Origin of the sequence: Pseudonocardia sp. Ae505_Ps2, assembly GCF_001932425.1 — a bacterium.
Classification (GTDB): domain Bacteria; phylum Actinomycetota; class Actinomycetes; order Mycobacteriales; family Pseudonocardiaceae; genus Pseudonocardia.
The window spans coordinates 3462147-3478932 of sequence record NZ_MCIP01000001.1 but is presented as its reverse complement, the minus strand read 5'-3'; the positions used below and the strand labels follow the sequence as shown (position 1 = coordinate 3478932).

Below are 16786 nucleotides of genomic sequence, written 5' to 3'. Positions count from 1 at the left end.
GTGCGGCCGGGCCGCGAGCACGACACCCGCTGCGCCCGTACCCACCCCGGGCTGCTCGAGGGCCTGGCCGCGTTCACCGACGACACCCACGCCGCGCTGGGCGACCTCGGCTACGAAGGCGAAGCCGACCGGCTCACCGTGCCCATCAAACTCGCCCCCGGCCGCGGGCAGACGGTCAACCAGCGCACCGTCAACACCCTGCACTCAGCCCTTCGTGCTCTGGCCGAACGCGGAAACGCCCTGCTCAAGACCACCTTCGCCGCGTTGCGGCGAGTCACGCTATGTCCCTGGCGCACCGGCGCGATCACCGCAGCTGCGCTCGTACTACTCCACACCGAGTACGACCGCACGACATGATCAACCCGCTACTGAGAACACCTCAGTGCCGCGCGGCGCCGTCGGCGCCGCCTTGACGAAGCAATGGATAGTTGCGACACCGCACCGCTACCGTGACACCAGCGGCAGGTCGATCGCGGGAGGACGCTCTGACCTACGACTCTTTGGGCTGTGGCTTGGCCTGCTTGGCACGAGGGGTGCCGTGGTCGGCACGGCCGCCATGTTCGTGACGCATGTGAGGCGCCGCCCCGACCGCGACGTGCCGCGTTGGCTCCCGATGAGCTTCTTGGTGCTCAGCCTCGGCATGGTCGTCAACACCGTCGGCACGATGAGCGAGTGGTGGGCGGTATTCATCGTCGGCACTCTCACCGCCATGGGAAGCATCGTCTACCTGGTTCGACGTTCCCTACTCCTCCGTCGTAGCGGTGGGAAGCCAAAGACCGACACCGGACCGCCCGAGGTCTGAGCTGCTACAGCGCTACCTCCACCGGCAGGAAGACGCTGGCTGCGATACCTGAATCTCGCCCTCGCCGAGGCTCGACGGCCTGCCCGTCAGCTCCTCGAACGGACTTGGCCCACGGCACCTCGGTGATCTCGTGCTGCTCGAACAGGAACGACCCAACTTCGGTCAAGACCTCCATCGCGGCACGGGCAGAGTCGCGGAGCTGCTGTCAGGTGTCGTGCGGGGCCGTCACCCGGGTCGGACGCAGCTCCAGGAGCTCAGCGACGCTCATTGACCGGGGTCATCTGCCGGCCCAGGATCTCCGGCCACAGGTACGCCTCGTCGATGTTTCGGCCGGCACCTCGCCAGCTGCAGCCCCATGGACGCCACGCGAGCTGCGGCACAGCTTCGTGTCCCTGCTGCCCGACAGCGGCATGACCGTCGACCAGATCGCCCGGCTGGTCGGCCACGCGAGCAGCAGCTCGGTCACCGAACTCGTCTACCGCAAGCAGATCCGCCCCGTGATCGACGAAGGCGCCACCGCCATCAACGACCTGTTCCCCGGGGAACAGCAATAGTCAGGCAGTTGGGCAAGCAGGACCCATCGAACACACGAAACCCCTGGTCGGTTCTCTCACTACAAGGAACTGACCAGGGGTTTTGACTGTGGGCGATACTGGGATCGAACCAGTGACCTCTTCGGTGTGAAGCAATTTCCGTGAACGTCTCATGTCGGGATCGCCCTGGTGGATCCTCGTGGCGCGGTCCTAGGGCGTCCCGACGTGTCCCCGTCAGTCCGTGGCCGTTGATACTCAATTAGCTACTCAGAAGCGCGAGCTTGCCTTGCGATGACCGACGGCACTTCGTGCAGCCCCCGGACGGCGCTACACCCGCAGGGAAGGCAGCGGCGGCGGGCCCGTCGAGACACTGTCTACCCCTCCCTCGGCGGCTTGACAGGTGGGGGCGCCGCCGCGATGATGGCCCGCTGCTCGTACACTTGACCGCATAAGCGCACGAGCGAGGCAACGAGGAGAGTGTGAACTGTGGCAATCGATCAGCGCAGTGACCGGCCGGTGTTCGCACAGGTCGCCGACGTGCTCCGGCAGCGTATCCGCTCTGGCGAGCTTGGCCCCGGAGCCAAGCTGCCGAGCGAGGCCGAACTGATGTCCGAGCTGGGCGTGACCCGGCAGACGATCCGTCGAGGTCTGGCCGTCCTGCAACAGGAGGGCCTGACGGAGCCGATTCACGGCAAGGGCACCTTCGTCAGGCAGGCGCTGCCCGTACTGGCCATGCGAAACAACCGGTTCAGCCGAGCCGCCCGAGCGCAGGGCAAGGGCGCTCTTGCGGCAGAGGCTGAGGCTCTCGGGCTGGAGTGGACCTCCGAGGAGCTTGGTCCGGTCGAGACTGTCGACGTCTCGGCCGACGTTGCAGAGCTGATCGGTGAGCCCACCGCAGTCGTCAAGCGTCGTCGCATGTGGGTCGGTGGGTCCCCGACCCAACTGGCGGACTCCTACATCCCGTCCAGCCTTGACGCCGAGATCGGGTTCTCGGCGGGCGAAACGGCCCCGGGTGGCATCTACGGCTTGCTGGAGGCGAAGGGGCACGCCATCGCCGAGTTCCAAGAGGAACTGTTCGCCCGGCAGGCGTCGCCGGAGGAGGCAGTGGCGCTGCACCTGGCGTCGGGCGCTCCCGTCGTGTCGCTCGTCCGGCAGGCGCTCGACAAGGACGGCCGCGTCCTGGAGTACTTCGATTCCGTAGCAGTTGGGGACCGACACCGGTACGTGTACCGGTTCGCCGCCGAGTAGGGCACGACCCGCCAGTCTCTCCACACGGGGCCAGCTCGCCAGGTGCGAGCTGGCCCCTTTCGCATCTTGGTACTTGTACACACGAGTGCTCGTGTGCTTGAGTGTATGAGTCAGTGAGGGTCGGCACGGCGGCAGGAGATTCAGATGCGGGACCGCTCGAATCAGTTCGCGGATTGCGTTGCAGTGCTGGAGGAGGAGCAGGTGGTGGCGCTCCACGCCTACTGGGATCAGGTGCTCGATGAGGCATGGGGTGTGTCGGCTCCGGTCGTCGCGGATGGCGGCGAGCGGGCGACCGGCGTCGTTCTTGCCCTCGGGTCGCGGACGTCGGTCCGGTCGGACGTCGTGAATGGTGAGGCGGCGTGATGCGGGTCGTGGATGCGCACCGTCGTCGGGTGCTGGACCAGGTCCGGGGCGAGTTCTGGCGCCGGTCCGGCGCCGGGGTGGCGCTGGTGGTGCTGACCGGGGTGTTCGTTGTCCTCGCGCTGGGCGCGGCTGGCCCCCTCGACGGCGTGGCCGGTGCGCTGGTGTGGGTCGCGGTCGGTGCGGCCGGGGCCGAGGCGCTGAGCAGCGCGGTCGTGGGGTGGCGGGAGTGGCGTCGTCTGCGTTCCAACGACGGCTATCTGTCGGCGGTGGTGGAGGTTGTGGCGGCGCAGGATCGGGCGGAGCTGGTCCTGCTCGGCGCCGAGGAGCCCCCGGCGGGTGTGCGGTGAGCGCCCGGTTGGCGGCTGGTGTGGAGCGCGCGGCGGCGAAGGCGGCCCAGGAGCGTCCGGTGCGGCTGGTCCGGCCCGGGTGGTGGGTCTACTCCTACGGGCCCGCGGGCGGTGCCTGGGCGGAGGTCCTCGGGATCGAGTGGCGCCCGCAGGGGCGGGTGAGGGTGAAGCTGCGTCACCTCGACGGCGGCGCCGGTGTGGTGGAGACCGAGCGGTCGGCGCCGATGTCGTACCTGACCGGGGCCACGGCCCGGCGGGTCGGAATCTGCCGGTGACGCCGGTGAAGTGGGTCCTGCGCTTCACGCGCTGACCCCGGGTGCAGGCCGGTCGAGGCCGGACGGGCGCACCCCTTTGATCCACATAGGACAGATGAAGTAGGCGGACGAGAGGAGCGGGGCGATGGGTTGGTTGTCGAGTACGGCCAAGGGCGGGGCCCGGGTGGGTCGGGCTGCGGTGGCGCGGGAGGTCGCGGCGTCGCAGCACGCGAAGCATCACCGGCGGGGCCGTCACACGGAGGAGGCGTCGGGGCCGGTGCATTGCCGGTCCTGCGGGGTCCGGGTGCGGTCGGGCATGGGTGATGTGTGCTCGCGGCCGCGGTGCATGAAGGCGGCCGTGCGATGAGCACCGGTACGTGGGCGGAGCGTCGTCGTGAGGACCGGGCGGCGGCGGCGGAGCTGGCGCGTCGTGACGCCGATGCCGCGACCGAGCGGGCTTTGCATGTGGAGGCGGTGCGGGCGGAGATCGCCGAGCGCCGCCGTACCGAGCGGGCCGCCCGGGATGAGGCCGCGCGGGCGGCGCTGGTCGAGCAGACCCGCCGGGCCCGGGCGGAGCGGCGGAAGCGTGCTGCGGCCCGGCGGGCGGCGGTCGGGGTGTGGGCGGCTCGGCATCGGGTGGACCTGCTCATCTATCCGCTGGCGGTGGCGTCGGCGGTGATGGCGGTCCCGGCGATGGCCTCCTACGGCGTCGCCGTCTACGGGTCCTGGACCGGCGCGGTGCTGCCGGTCCTGAGTGAGCTGGGGATGTGGGCGTTCGCCCTCGCGGTGCAGTCCCGGCGCCGGACCCACCCGGGCGCCCCGCTGTGGGCGTTGCAGGCCGGGGTGTGGGCGTTCGCCGCGGTCGCCGCGGGCCTGAACATCGCCCACGGCCTCGACGCGGGTGTGAGCACCGGGCTGGTGATGGGTGTGGTGTCGGTGGCCGGGGTGATCGCGCACCAGTTGGTGACCGCCGGGGCCCGCCCAGCCCGCAGGGCGCGCACCGAGCGGGCGGCGGAGCGCAAGCTGCGCGCCGCCCGGCGGGCCGCGTTGCGGGCCGCGGTCGCCGAGATCGACACCGACGGCGACGCCCGTCTGGTCCACACCCCTGGGGTCTACCGGGTGCGCCGTGACCGGCTCGGCCGTGCCCACCTGGCCCCGCACACCACCCCGGGGCTGCCGGTCGACGACGACGGCGGGGACCTGGCCGCGGAGGTGTCGGCGTGGCTGGCCGAGCAGACCCCGCGCCTGTCGAGCCTCCCGGTCCCGTCCGCTGACGACCCCGCGGGCGGGACCGGGAACCAGCACGACCCGGCCGATATCGGCACCGAGGACGACCGCCCGGACGGTCACGGCGTCGCGACCCTCGACCGACCCGCCGGGGGCCGCGACGGCGAGCACGGCCGCCGCCGACCGCGGCGCAAGACGACCCGCCCGCGGGCCCGCTCGATGGCCGAGCTCCGCGCCGAGCTGGCCGCTGCGGTGGCGGCAGGGGAGGTCGACCCCACGTCGGCGGAGTCGATCCGGACCGCCCTGCGCTGCGCACCGGCCAGGGCGCGGGCGCTGCGTGATGAGCACCGAACCAACCAGTCCTGACCAGCGATGATCGAGGGGAATCGACCCGTGACCAGCAACCCGCACGACACCGACCACACAGGACACGACACCGAGACGATCGGCGGTCCGGCCGCGCGGCCGGCCACCGCCCCGGGCGAGCACGGCCGCCGCCCGCCGCCACGCCCGCACCGCACCCCACCCACCGACATCCCGACCACCGACGGCCCGGTCGAGGAGGCCGAGCCGCTGGTCGTGGACGGCGAGATCGTCGACGACCAGGCGGCCGACCACCGGCCCGCCGAGACCGTGAAGGCCCGCCCCGGGACCGCTCTGGTGCGGGTCGCTCGACAGGCGCCCGTCCGCGCCTACAGCGTGTCCCGCGCCGTCGTGGCCCACCCGAGGACCAAGGCGGTGGCGAAGGGCGGGGTGCGCAACCTCTGGTACCCGCTGCTCGGCGCGGGGGTGGCTTACGGCTACTGGCGCGACGCCCACGGCGCCTCGCGGTACGAGCGCCAGATGCGCCGCGCCGAGGTCGCCGGGGACCAGGAAGGACTCCTGGAGTGGGAGGCCCGCGACGTCGCGGAGAAGCAGCGCCGCCACGACCGGGTCATGGACTGGATCCGCCACCCCCTGGACCTGATCAAGGCCATCGGCGCGGGGCTTCTCGGCCTGGCCGGGCTGCTGTTGCTGCTCGGTGTCGTGCTGGCGTTCGGGCACCGCGACATCACCCAGGTCATCGCCCCGCTGATGGCGGTGGTCGACCTGGTCATGTGGGTGACGTGGTTCCTCGCCGTCTACGGCGCCACCCTCCTGCTCGCCGCTACCGCCGCCGGGATCGGACTGTTGTGGCACCTCGGACGCTCCCGCTGCGAACTCCCCGCGTGGGTCGCTCCCGGCGAGCCGGAGGAGTCCCGCCGCGACGTGATCCCCGACGAGCGGGCGATCGTGAACGCGCTGCGGAACATGAACATCCCCGCGCTGAACCGCAAGTTCCGGGAGGGCTGGGCCCCGCGGTGGGTGATGCCGCCGACCCATGACGGGAAGGGCTGGCACTGCCAACTGTTGCTGCCCGAGGGCGTCACCGTGGAGATGATCAACAACAGCAAGCCGGTCCTGGCGCACAACCTGCTGCGGCTGCCGGTCGAGGTGTGGCCCACCGAGCCCCGCGACAACCCCGGTGTGATGGACCTGTGGACCGCTGATCAGGGCTCGTTGACCAAGCCGGTGGCGCCGTGGCCGCTGCTGCGGGACGGGACGGCGGACTACTTCAAGGGTGTCCCGGTCGGGGTCGACCCCCGCGGGAAGCTCGTCCTGGGTCGGTTGTTCGCGGCGAACTGGGGCGTGGCCGGGATGATGGGGTCGGGCAAGTCCACCCTGATCATCACCGCGCTGCTCGGCGCGATCCTCGACCCCCTCGTGGAGGTCGACGTCTACTGCATGGCCGTCAACGCCGACTACGACCCGCTCAAGCCCCGCCTGCGCACCCTGTTCGTCTCCGACGACCCGGAGCAGATCCCCACGGTCCTGGACGCGCTCAAGGCCCTGATGTCGGAGCTGTCCGAGCGCGGCCGCAAGTTGCAGGCCGCGGGCGAGCCGAAGCTCACCCGGGCGCTGGCCGAGGCCGACCCCACCATGCGGCCGCGCGTGGTGGTGATCGACGAGTGCCAGGAACTGTTCGTCTCCGCGGTGGGTGAGGAGGCGGCGGAGCTGGTGGAGAAGATCGTGGCCAAGGCCCGTAAGTACGGGGTCACGCTGATCTTCGCCACCCCCGTCCCGTCGGCCGATTCGCTGCCGCGGAAGGTGGCGAAGGTGCTGTCGAACCGGGCGTGCTTCGCCATCGGTGACCACCAGGGCAACGACGCGATCCTGGGCACCGGCAAGCACCGCGCCGGAATCTCGGCGACCACGCTGCGCCCGATGACCGTGGACTCCGACGGGTCGGTGGACATGGGTGACCTGGGTACGGCGATGACCAGTGGGTTCACCCCGGCCGATGGGCTGATGCGCTGCTTCTACGTCGCCCGCGGCAACGGCGTCGACGACGTCACCCCCGTCGTCGAGCGGGCGCTGGGCATCCGCGCTGCGGCCGGTCTCACCACCGCCGGTGCGCGGACGCCGGAGCCGGTCGTCGGGCGGGACCTGCTCGACGACCTCGCCCGCGTCCTCGCCGAGGCGGGGGCGAAGCGGATGCGCACCCAGGAAGCGCTCGCGTTGCTGGCCGGACTGGACCGGAGGCACTACGGGTCCTGGACCTTCGAGAAGCTCGCGAAGGAGCTGCCCGACGGGGCGAAGCCCTACAAGTCCGACGGCACGATGCAGGTCTCCACCGCGCGGGTCGCCGAGGCCATCGCCGACCGCCTCACCGCGACAGAGAGTGACGACGACGGGACCGGCGAGGGCGGCTGATCACAGGGAGTCGCTCAGGGAGGCAGGGAGTTCTCCCTCCCCGCCTCCCTGAGCCCGCCTCCCTGCCCTGATCAGCAACAACACCCCTCCAGGGAGGCCAGGGACCCACCCCGCCCCCACCAGCAACAACCACCGAAAACCGGGATCGAGCCGCACCCTCGCGCCTCCCTCCCTGTCCTTCGTCATGCCAAAAACAGGAGCAGCAATGTCGACACAGAGTGAGCACGGAGTGATGACCGACCGGTGGGGCTGGCAGCCCACCGCCCGCATGCACGACGGACTACCGACGTGGCGGTGGCGCTGCGCCCCGGCCGGGCTGGTCACCCGACGCCAGATGCGCGCCGCCGGACGAGCACCCGCAGGTGCCGCACCGGTCGGGCGGATCGAGTGCCGCCGCGGACGCCGATGGGCGCTGCTCTGGGACCCGGCCGAGCTGGGCCCCAAGCGGGTCCCGACACCCGCGCAGCGGGCCGCGCTGGGCCGGGCGTTGGCCGCCCGGCGGCGCTGCCCGTCCTGCGATCGCGACGCCGGGTACTGCATCCCCCGCTCGCTGGGCTGCTGCCTCGACTGCCACGACACCACCCACCCGACCCGCCACCACCAGGGAGACCCGCGATGAGGTTCCGCGCGCGCAAGACGTTCCGACTCGGCCCCCTGCGGGCCACGGTCAACCAGGACGGCCGCTGGTCGTTCGCCATCACGGTCGGCCCGGTCACCCACAACCTGACCCGCCGTACGACCTCGATCGACACCCCGGGCCCCGGCGGGTTCCACCACCAGCACCGCCGCCGCACTCGCCGGACCCGCCGCGACGGGGGTCAGCGGTGAATGCCGCGGACCGGGCCCGGCTGGCGGGGTGGCTCGACCTCGCCGCCCGCGGCTGGGCCCTGTTCCCGATCCTGCCCGGACGCAAGCAGCCCGCCATCCCCGCGTGGGAGTCCCGCGCCACCACCAATCCGGAGACCATCGTGGACTACTTCACCACCCACCCCCACCACAACGCCGGGATCGCCTGCGGCCCCTCGGGCCTCTACGTCATCGACTGCGACACCCCCAAACCCGACCACGCCGACCAGACCCGCGACGGCTGGGACGTCCTCACCGCCCTGGCCGCCGGACGCGGCGGACTGCCCGACACCTGGACCGTCACCACCCCCTCGGGGGGTCGGCACCTGTACTTCCGCGCGCCGACGGCCCGGCTCGGCAACACCGCCCGCACGTTGGGCCCCATGCTCGACAGTCGCGGGCACGGCGGGCAGGTCCTCGCCCCCGGCAGCCGCCTCCCGAACGGCGTCTACGAACTCGCCGACGACACCGACCCGCCACCGCTGCCGGGGTGGTTGGTCTGGCACCTGTCCGTTCGCAGCCCTGCGGCCGTCTCAGGGCCGTCTGAGCGGCCCACCACGGCGCCCACCACGGCACCGCGCGACCACGGGGCCTACGTGTCCGCGGTCGTGAGGGCGGAGTTGCGGCGGGTCGAGAAGGCCAAGAGCGGAGGGCACAACGCCGCGGTGTTCACCGCCGCCCGCGCCCTCGGACAGCTCGTCGGCGCGGGCGTCCTCGACGAGCACCAGGCCGCCACCGACCTGACCCGCGCAGCCGGGCACATCGTCGCCGGGTCGTGCGACTGCACCGCCGCCGACATCGCCGCCACCATCCGGTCCGGACTGGCCTACGGCGCCCGACGGCCCCGCCGACTCCCCACCCTGTCGAGCACCACCACCGAAGGGCGGCGGACGGCATGAGCAACACCGCGCCTCAGAGCCTGCGTGCGGTCCCGGACCTGCCCGCCGTCGCACCGGCTGTTCTGCTGGACCAGGTCGTCGCGTTCGTGTCCCGGTTCTCGGTCTTCCCCGACCGGCACACCGCGCCGATGCTGGCGCTCTGGTACGCCCACACCCACGCGATCGAGCACTTCTACACCACCCCGCGCCTCGTCCTGGATTCCGTCGAACCCGGGTCCGGGAAGACGCGTGTGCTGGAGGTGGCGCAGTTCCTCGTCCGCAAGCCGGAGATGACCATCTCGGCCACCACCGCCGCTGTCTTCCGGATGCTCTGCGACGGGCCGATCTCGCTGCTGTTCGACGAGATCGACGCCGTGTTCTCGGCCAAGAACGGCGGGAACAACGAGGACCTGCGAGGCCTGCTGAACTCCGGCTACAAGCGTTCCGCGACCGTGGCGCGCTGTGTCGGGGACGCCTCCCGGATGAAAGTCGAGCGGTTCCCGACGTTCGCCCCGGTCGCGCTCGCCGGGATCGCCGGTGCCGTACCAGTCACCATCACCTCCCGCGCCGTCACCGTCCACATGCGGCGCCGGGCTCCACACGAGCAGGTCGAGGCGTTCCGGGAGCGGCGGGTGGAGGCCGAAGCTCAGCCATTGCGTGAGCAGCTCGCGGCGTGGATGGACAGGGTCGCGGAGGAGCACCTGGCGGGGGCCGATCCGGTCATGCCCGAGCAAGTCACCGACCGCAACGCCGAGATCTGGGAACCGCTGCTCGCGATCGCCGACCTCGCCGGAGACCACTGGCCCGACACCGCACGCGCCGCCGCGGTGCACTTCGTCGGCCAGGCGACCGAGACCGGCACGTCGGTCGGGACGAGGCTGCTCGCTGATCTGCGGGCACTGTTCGTCGCCCACGAGACCGACCGGATGGCAACCAGCGACATCATCGGACGGCTCTGCACCGACGACGAATCCGGCTGGGCCGACCTGGACGGGCGCCCCCTCGACGGCCGCCGCCTCGCCAGAGAACTCAGCCGGTACGGGGTACGCCCCGGCTCGATCCGCGTCGGCGGACACGTCACCAAGGGCTACACCCTCGCCGGAGCGCTGACCGATGCGTTCACCCGCTACCTCCCCGCCCTCACCGAGGACCACCCTCCAGGAGCGGTTACATCGGTTACATCGGTTACGCCGCAGGTCAGAGGCGTAACCGATACCGCAGGTGTAACCGCTACATCGGTTACACCCACTGCCGAGCCCCCGCCCCCACCGCTGCCCGACGGCACAGCTGTAACCGATGTAGCGGTTACACCCCAATCGTCGGTTACGCCCCTGACCAGGCATGTAACCGCTGTAACCGATGTAACCGACTCTGACGGGGGTGCCTGAGCCATGCCCGAATTCACTGCCGAGACGCTGCCCGTCCGTCAGCTCTACCGCGTGTCCGAGGTGATGCTGCTGCTCTCACTCAGTCGCTCAGTGATCTACGAGCTGATCCGGTCCGGGCGGCTCGGCTCGGTTACCGAGGGCCGGACCCGCCTCATCCCGGCGACTGCGATCAGCCGCTACATCGATCTACTCACCGCCGAGGCGAAGGACGCCGACTATGGCCAGTCGGCGTAGTCGCGGGGACGGCGGACTCAGCTGGAGCGAGTCTCGCCAACGATGGATCGGGGCGGTGACGGTTGGATACACCCCCGCGGGGAAGCGGATCATGAGGCGCGCGAGCGGGCGCACGAAGACGGAGGCGATGAAGAAGCTCAAGCAGCTTCTTCGCGACTACGAAGACGGCATCGTCGTCAAGGACGCCGGGTTCACCGTGGCGCAGGCTGTGGAGGACTGGCTGACGTACGGGCTCAACGGTCGGGACCAGAGCACAGTCACGACGCGTCGGATTCTGGCCGAGCAGCATGTCGTTCCCGCGCTTGGTGCCCGCAAGCTGCGGGACCTGTCGGCCGAGGACGTCGACCGCTGGCTAGCGAGCAAGGCCCGCGAGCTGAGCACCCGCACTCTGCAGGACATCCGCTCGATCTTGCTGCGCTCGGTGAAACGCGCACAGGCCAGGGACCGAGTCCGGCGGAACGTCGTGCTGCTCTGCAGCACGCCCAAGGGCAGGAGCGGGAGGCCGTCGAAGGCACTCACCCTCGCCCAGGCACGGGCGCTGCTGGAACGCGAGGTTGCGAACACCTACGGCGCCTACACGGTGCTGGCCCTGCTGACCGGCGCGCGGACCGAGGAGCTTCGGGCCGTCGTCTGGACCGACGTTGAGTTGACCGGTGAGCCCGACGCTGACCCGCCGGTTCCCCCGCATATGAAGGTCTGGCGCTCGGTCCGAGTCGATGGCGACACGAAGACCCGGAAGTCACGCCGGACGATCGCCCTGCCGAGTCGCTGCGTCGACGTTCTCCGCGAGCAGCGCCGTCGCCAGGCCCGGCACCGGAATCAGGCCGGGGCCCGGTGGGAGGAGAACGGGCTGGTGTTCGCCTCGGAGACTGGCACCGAGCTGGACGCCGCCAACGTCCGACGAGGATTCCGCCGGGTGCTCGGCGCGCCAGAGTTGAAGGAGATCGGGCTGAACGCCGCCGAGTGGACACCGCGGGAGCTGCGCCACAGCTTCGTGTCCCTGCTCTCCGACAGCGGCATGACGGTCGACCAGATCGCCAGTCTGGTCGGACACGCGGGCGGTAGCGGGGTCACCGAGCGCGTGTACCGGAAGCAGATCCGGCCCGTCATCGACACCGGAGCCACCGCCATGAACAAGATCTTCCCGGACTCGGCCACGTAGGTACTCAGTTAGTTACTCGGGTCCCCGCGCAACAACGAAACCCCTGGTCACATCCGGCTCACTGAGCCTGTGACCAGGGGTTTTGACTGTGGGCGATACTGGGATCGAACCAGTGACCTCTTCGGTGTGAACGAAGCGCTCTCCCCCTGAGCTAATCGCCCTCAGCGGTGAAACCAACTCTACACAGCCCGTCCCCCCGCCGTTCACGGGGGTCACCGGTGGATCACCGCGGGCCCGTGACCAGCTCCGATCCGGGTACGGGCACCGGCGGGGGCGGCGGCTGGAGCAACGGCAGCAGCGGCGAGTGCAGCCACTCCCAGTGGATCCCCACCCAGCCTCCGACCGTCGCGAAGATCCCGAAAAGCCACGCGCAGACCGCCACCGTGCCGAGGATCAAGGTCATCACCAGCAGCTGCACGACACGGTTCTGGCGGCCCATCCAGGCGACCCAGCCGTCGTAGCGGACGCGGACCCAGTGCAGGAGCCGCTGGGCCCAGCTGAACTCGGCGGCGAGCACGCCCAGGCCGAGGAAGATGATCGCCCAGCCGGGACCCGGCGCGGGCAGCGCGATGATCCCGATGATGACGATCGCGGCGCCGAGGACCCCCATGGTGATGCGGTAGGTCAGGTCCAGCACCGGGCTGCGGGCCACCCCCGCCCGGAACGCACGGTAGCGGACCTTCGCCCGCCGGTACCTCCTGCGGACAGCGGTGTACCGGCGCCCGGAGGTCGTGCTCCCGGACGCCGGAGCACCGGCGTCGTTCTTCTCCGTCGTACTCAGGTCTCCACCTGCCCGGCCGCGACTACGTTGGTCGGCGCGTGGGGAGCCTCCCTTCCGCGCTCGAGCGAGACGGCGTATGTCCCGTAGCTCCCGCTGTCGGGCGATTCTACGGATACCGGTCCCGACTGACCCGCTCGCACGTCGAACGTGCCGATCGCCCGCGGAGTTCCGTCCCCGTTCAGCCCCCACAGGACATAGGTCTGGTCGGCGGGCTCGTTCGGGTCGAGCCCCATCGGCATGACCTCCCGCTGTCCGTCCTTCATCACGACGGCCGCGACCATCGGTCCTCCCGGCTCGGGGGACAGGAAGGCGTGCGGGGTCCCGGGCTGCGCGATGGCGGAGAGTACGTCGCGCATCTCCTGGGCCTGCGCGAGGCTCGCGTCGCGCTCCGCCTGCATCGACCGCATCTGCCCGACGACGACTCCCCCGCTGACGATCACCGCGAGTGCGACGGCCGCCGCGACCAGTACCCGACCGGGGCGGCGCAGCCACCCGTTCCGGGTGCGGCCGCGTCCGGGCCCCGCCGGCGGGCGTGTCGCGGCGACGGTGGGCCGCTCGGACCGCGACGGGCGCGCCCCGCCCTCGGGCGAAGCTCCGGAGGACGCGACGTCGTCGCGCAGCGCGTGGCGCGGGAGCGCCCGGTCACCGACCCGTCCGACCTGCGGGGTGTTCCGGGCCTGCTCCAGGATCGCGTCGCGCAGCGACGCGGGCGGTTCCACCTGCTGCACCGCGCCGCCGAGGACGGTGGTCGTCTCGGCCACGTCGGCGGCGAGCCGACGGCACTCGTCGCAGCCCTCGAGGTGCTGCAGCACCTCGATCTCCTCGTCGGGCTCGAGGGCGTGGAGCGCCCAGCCGACCGTCTGCTCGTTCATCGGACAGGGCCTCCCCTCGTTGTCGTTCACGACAGCCCTCCCGCCAGGTCCGCCCCGGCGTCCCCGACCACGGGGCCCAGCAGATTCCGGAGCTTGGCCACCCCGGTGAACATGCGGGACTTCACGGTGCCCAGCGGCACCCCTGTCATCGCGGCCACCTCGCGTTGCGTGTAGCCGCCGTAGTACGCCAGCGCCAGGACCTTCCGCTGGTCGGCGGGCAGCTGATCGAGCGCGTCACGCACGTGGCCCGCGACCAGCGCGCCGATGGCTCCCTCGTCGGCGCCCGGCCCGGGCGGGGCGTTCCACTCCGAGCCGTCCTCCGACGCCGGGACGGTGCGACGCCGGATGGCGCTCTCCCGGCGGACGGCGTCGACGGACTTGTGGTGCACCAGTGTCAACAGCCAGGTGCCGAACCGGCCCTTGGCGGGGTCGAAGCGCGACGGGTCGCGCCAGAAGGCCAGGAAGACCTCCTGGACGACGTCCTCGGCGAGACCCTCGTCGGCGCAGATGCGGCGCGCGAGGGAGTAGGCCTGGCGCCCGAACCGGTCGTACAGCTCGCCCAGTGCGGTCGAGTCCCCGGACACGATCCGTTGCACGAGACGCGCGTCCCCGGCGTCGTCGCGACGTGACGGATCACGGCGCGCGGCAGGCCCGGCGGCCCGCCCGTGCTCGGGGCGGTCCGGCGGATCGGCGATGCCTGCCACCAGCGTTGTCCTCACGATTGCTGTGTTCGGTGTCCGCACCCGTTCCGGTTCGGACTCCGACGAGAGTAGTCGTTCTGCGCTGCGCGGCTCACACGCCAGGACGGCGCCGAGCCCCGTTCAGCCCTGTCGTCGCACGCGGTGAGTTACACCGTTGTGACTCGATCGGGGGTCATCCCACGGTGACCCACGTTCATGCGCATCGAACCCGTCACCCCGAGGCCTTCTCTCTCGTTCCCACACTGACGCCCCACGCAACGCCCCCACGAAAGAGGATCACCGATGCGCGACGAGTCCAAGACGATCCGGGCGACGGCCATGTTCGAGCTCATCGCTCCGGACGCGCCCGTCGTGCCCGTGAAGGTCGAACTGTCCTACACGAGCCGCGACCCCTACGCCGTCCAGGCCTCGTTCAAGACCGGCCACGACACCACGGTCGACTGGGTCTTCGCCCGCGACCTGCTCGGCGACGGCCTGGTCGACTCCGCCGGCACCGGCGACGTCCGGGTGCAGCCGATGAGCGACGACCCGACCCGGATCGAGCTCGAGCTCACCTCCCCCTCGGGCCACGCCCTGTTCACCACCTCCGCGGCGACGCTGTCGGAGTTCCTGCAGGCGACCTACGACGCCGTGCCCGCCGCCGCCGAGTACTCGTGGCTCGACTTCGACGCCGCCCTCGCGGACCTGCTGGACACCACCGCCCGGGACTGAACCGAGGCACCCCACCACCGGGCGGAGCGCGTCTCCGCACGTGAGAGGACATCCGGTGGTGGAGAGAGGGGGCGGTCGGACCCCCCTCGGGGCGGGTGCTAATGTTCTCTCACCGCGCCGCGGACGGGCCTCACGGCCCGGGACGCGGTGCACGGTGCGGACGTAGCGCAGCTGGTAGCGCATCACCTTGCCAAGGTGAGGGTCGCGGGTTCGAATCCCGTCGTCCGCTCGGAGACTTCTCTTCCCACGCGCGATTAGCTCAGCGGGAGAGCACTACCTTGACACGGTAGGGGTCACTGGTTCAATCCCAGTATCGCGCACCATTTCCCAGATCCCCGGGGCCGCACGTCGGCCTCGGGGATCTTGCTTTTCCCGAACGTGACCGGATGGCCGACACGGCCCGCGAGAGGCCGGCAGCGCGCTCCCCCGGACGCCTCCGGCCGTCATAGCGCCGCCGACCTGGGCAGACGATCATCGGGTACCCCCTCGACAGCGGCCACGGACCGTGCGCTACTGTTCTCCCAACGCACCGGGAACTCGCGGAAACGCTTCGGGAACGGTGCGACATGCGGACGTAGCGCAGCTGGTAGCGCATCACCTTGCCAAGGTGAGGGTCGCGGGTTCGAATCCCGTCGTCCGCTCTGCCGGGCCGCGACAGCAGGCCGGTTTCCGGCGGCGTGGCCGAGTGGCTTAGGCAAGGGCCTGCAAAGCCCTGTACGCGGGTTCGATTCCCGCCGCCGCCTCGCGCGATTAGCTCAGCGGGAGAGCACTACCTTGACACGGTAGGGGTCACTGGTTCAATCCCAGTATCGCGCACCATGTCCCGGATCCCCGGGGCCGGAATCCCGGCCCCGGGGATTCTGCGTTTCCGGGCTCCGCGCCGAGGTCACCGCACCTGTTCCACCGGCCGCACCAGCACCTCGTTGACCGCCACGTGCCGCGGTCGGGTCACGATGTAGACGACGGCGTCGGCGATGTCGGCCGGCTGCAGCACCCCGCGCTCGCCCGTCGAGGTCACGTCCGGCGCGTACTGCGCACCCGAGGTCGTCATCTCCGAGGTGACGAGGCCGGGCTCCACGAGGCCCACCCGCACGTGGCGTTCGGCGTACTCCTGGCGCAGCGCCTCGCAGAACGCGCCGACCCCGTGCTTGGTGGCCGCGTAGACATTGCTGTGCGGGGAGGGGACCCGTCGTCCGGCCGCCGAGCTGATCGTCACCACGTCGGCGACGCCGCGCGGGCCACCGGCTGCCGACGCCAGGTGCGGCAGGGCCGCGTGCGTCGCCGACAGCACACCCATGAGGTTGACGTCGATCATCCTGCGCCAGTCCGCGACGTCGGCCTCGGCCGCCGGGCCCCAGGCCCCGACGCCGGCGTTGTTGACCAGCACGTCCAGCCCGCCGTGCTGCTCGACCACGGCCGCCACGGCGGCGTGCAGCGCGTCGTCGTCGGCGACGTCCACCGGGTGCACCGACGACCCCGGCAGCGAGTCCGCCAGCTCCTCGAGCCGCTCCCGGCGCCGGGCCAGCAGCGCCACCGTCGCACCCTCGGCCGACAGCGCCCGTGCGGTCGCCTCACCGATGCCGCTCGACGCTCCCGTCACGATCACCGTCGTCCCGTCCAACCGTCCGCTCATGACGGCGGTGTACCCGCACCCCGGGCGCAGTAATGATCATCGCCGGGGTGCGGCGCGGAGACCAGGATCCGGT

The 16786-nt window shown here is 71.2% G+C and carries 20 protein-coding genes and 6 tRNA genes; 21 read left to right on the top strand and 5 right to left on the bottom strand.

The genetic code is table 11. The features are described from left to right. From Ae505Ps2_RS33485 to Ae505Ps2_RS16615, 15 genes are all read left to right on the top strand, one after another. Positions 1-357: transposase family protein (locus tag Ae505Ps2_RS33485; protein ID WP_249265283.1), on the top strand; the 357-nt coding region annotated here is incomplete at its 5' end. 181 nt (positions 358-538) lie between these two features. Then, a complete protein-coding gene (locus tag Ae505Ps2_RS16685; RefSeq protein WP_075307001.1) occupies positions 539-802 on the top strand; it encodes a hypothetical protein in 264 nt (87 codons plus the stop codon). Between the two features lie 386 nt (positions 803-1188). Continuing rightward, positions 1189-1356: a hypothetical protein gene (locus tag Ae505Ps2_RS34260; RefSeq protein WP_337819515.1), complete on the top strand. Its 168-nt coding sequence runs from the start codon at positions 1189-1191 to the stop codon at positions 1354-1356. Between the two features lie 465 nt (positions 1357-1821). Further along, the gene (locus tag Ae505Ps2_RS16675) at positions 1822-2583 is read left to right on the top strand and encodes a GntR family transcriptional regulator (protein WP_075307005.1); all 762 of its coding nucleotides are present in this window, start codon (positions 1822-1824) and stop codon (positions 2581-2583) included. A gap of 144 nt (positions 2584-2727) precedes the next feature. Further along, a complete protein-coding gene (locus Ae505Ps2_RS16670; RefSeq protein ID WP_075553758.1) occupies positions 2728-2946 on the top strand; it encodes a hypothetical protein in 219 nt (72 codons plus the stop codon). Beyond that, positions 2946-3293, top strand: coding sequence for a hypothetical protein (locus Ae505Ps2_RS16665; RefSeq protein WP_075550129.1), 348 nt, complete (start codon positions 2946-2948; stop codon positions 3291-3293). The genes Ae505Ps2_RS16670 and Ae505Ps2_RS16665 overlap by 1 nt, the downstream gene beginning before the upstream one ends. Then, entirely contained in the window at positions 3290-3568 is a 279-nt protein-coding gene (locus tag Ae505Ps2_RS16660; protein ID WP_139318755.1) for a hypothetical protein, read from the top strand. The genes Ae505Ps2_RS16665 and Ae505Ps2_RS16660 overlap by 4 nt, the downstream gene beginning before the upstream one ends. Before the next feature lie 342 nt (positions 3569-3910). Continuing rightward, entirely contained in the window at positions 3911-5140 is a 1230-nt protein-coding gene (locus Ae505Ps2_RS16655) for a hypothetical protein (RefSeq protein ID WP_075554252.1), read from the top strand. Between the two features lie 27 nt (positions 5141-5167). Continuing rightward, a complete protein-coding gene (locus tag Ae505Ps2_RS16650) occupies positions 5168-7507 on the top strand; it encodes an FtsK/SpoIIIE domain-containing protein (protein WP_139318756.1) in 2340 nt (779 codons plus the stop codon). 205 nt (positions 7508-7712) lie between these two features. Further along, entirely contained in the window at positions 7713-8126 is a 414-nt protein-coding gene (locus Ae505Ps2_RS16640; RefSeq protein WP_198932111.1) for an RRQRL motif-containing zinc-binding protein, read from the top strand. Then, entirely contained in the window at positions 8123-8335 is a 213-nt protein-coding gene (locus Ae505Ps2_RS31245; protein WP_075307017.1) for a hypothetical protein, read from the top strand. The genes Ae505Ps2_RS16640 and Ae505Ps2_RS31245 overlap by 4 nt, the downstream gene beginning before the upstream one ends. Next, positions 8332-9252: a bifunctional DNA primase/polymerase gene (locus tag Ae505Ps2_RS16630; protein ID WP_075307019.1), complete on the top strand. Its 921-nt coding sequence runs from the start codon at positions 8332-8334 to the stop codon at positions 9250-9252. Before Ae505Ps2_RS31245 ends, Ae505Ps2_RS16630 begins: the two co-directional genes overlap by 4 nt. Next, a complete protein-coding gene (locus Ae505Ps2_RS16625; protein WP_075307021.1) occupies positions 9249-10619 on the top strand; it encodes a DUF3631 domain-containing protein in 1371 nt (456 codons plus the stop codon). Before Ae505Ps2_RS16630 ends, Ae505Ps2_RS16625 begins: the two co-directional genes overlap by 4 nt. Positions 10620-10622: 3 nt before the next feature. Next, complete coding sequence (locus Ae505Ps2_RS16620; protein ID WP_075307023.1) at positions 10623-10853, top strand: helix-turn-helix domain-containing protein; 231 nt, start codon at positions 10623-10625, stop codon at positions 10851-10853. A gap of 127 nt (positions 10854-10980) precedes the next feature. Next, entirely contained in the window at positions 10981-12015 is a 1035-nt protein-coding gene (locus tag Ae505Ps2_RS16615) for a tyrosine-type recombinase/integrase (RefSeq protein WP_233147393.1), read from the top strand. Positions 12016-12104: 89 nt separating this feature from the next. On the opposite strand, the gene Ae505Ps2_RS16610 is transcribed toward Ae505Ps2_RS16615, so the two are convergent. From Ae505Ps2_RS16610 to Ae505Ps2_RS16595, 4 genes are all read right to left on the bottom strand, one after another. Further along, positions 12105-12176, bottom strand: a tRNA-Val gene (locus Ae505Ps2_RS16610). Positions 12177-12238: 62 nt separating this feature from the next. Continuing rightward, positions 12239-12667: a TIGR02611 family protein gene (locus tag Ae505Ps2_RS16605; RefSeq protein WP_233147583.1), complete on the bottom strand. Its 429-nt coding sequence runs from the start codon at positions 12665-12667 to the stop codon at positions 12239-12241. A 125-nt stretch (positions 12668-12792) separates the two neighbouring features. Beyond that, positions 12793-13668, bottom strand: a complete 876-nt coding sequence (locus Ae505Ps2_RS16600) for an anti-sigma factor (RefSeq protein WP_075307027.1) — start codon at positions 13666-13668, stop codon at positions 12793-12795. A 26-nt stretch (positions 13669-13694) separates the two neighbouring features. Continuing rightward, positions 13695-14372 (bottom strand): sigma-70 family RNA polymerase sigma factor, encoded by a 678-nt coding sequence (locus Ae505Ps2_RS16595; protein ID WP_060711644.1) that lies wholly within the window; start codon positions 14370-14372, stop codon positions 13695-13697. 279 nt (positions 14373-14651) lie between these two features. Here Ae505Ps2_RS16595 and Ae505Ps2_RS16590 point away from each other — a divergent pair, with 279 nt between their 5' ends. The 6 genes from Ae505Ps2_RS16590 (at position 14652) to Ae505Ps2_RS16565 (ending at position 15899) form a co-directional block, all read left to right on the top strand. After that, the gene (locus tag Ae505Ps2_RS16590; RefSeq protein WP_020624097.1) at positions 14652-15080 is read left to right on the top strand and encodes an SsgA family sporulation/cell division regulator; all 429 of its coding nucleotides are present in this window, start codon (positions 14652-14654) and stop codon (positions 15078-15080) included. A 156-nt stretch (positions 15081-15236) separates the two neighbouring features. After that, positions 15237-15309: transfer RNA gene (locus Ae505Ps2_RS16585), tRNA-Gly, on the top strand. 19 nt (positions 15310-15328) lie between these two features. Next, positions 15329-15403: transfer RNA gene (locus tag Ae505Ps2_RS16580), tRNA-Val, on the top strand. A gap of 245 nt (positions 15404-15648) precedes the next feature. Next, positions 15649-15721, top strand: a tRNA-Gly gene (locus Ae505Ps2_RS16575). Positions 15722-15751: 30 nt separating this feature from the next. Then, positions 15752-15823, top strand: a tRNA-Cys gene (locus Ae505Ps2_RS16570). A 1-nt stretch (position 15824) separates the two neighbouring features. Beyond that, positions 15825-15899, top strand: a tRNA-Val gene (locus Ae505Ps2_RS16565). A 67-nt stretch (positions 15900-15966) separates the two neighbouring features. Here Ae505Ps2_RS16565 and Ae505Ps2_RS16560 read toward each other — a convergent pair. Continuing rightward, on the bottom strand, positions 15967-16713 hold the full coding sequence (locus Ae505Ps2_RS16560; RefSeq protein WP_075307029.1) for an SDR family oxidoreductase: 747 nt from the start codon (positions 16711-16713) through the stop codon (positions 15967-15969). Positions 16714-16786 lie beyond the last annotated feature (73 nt).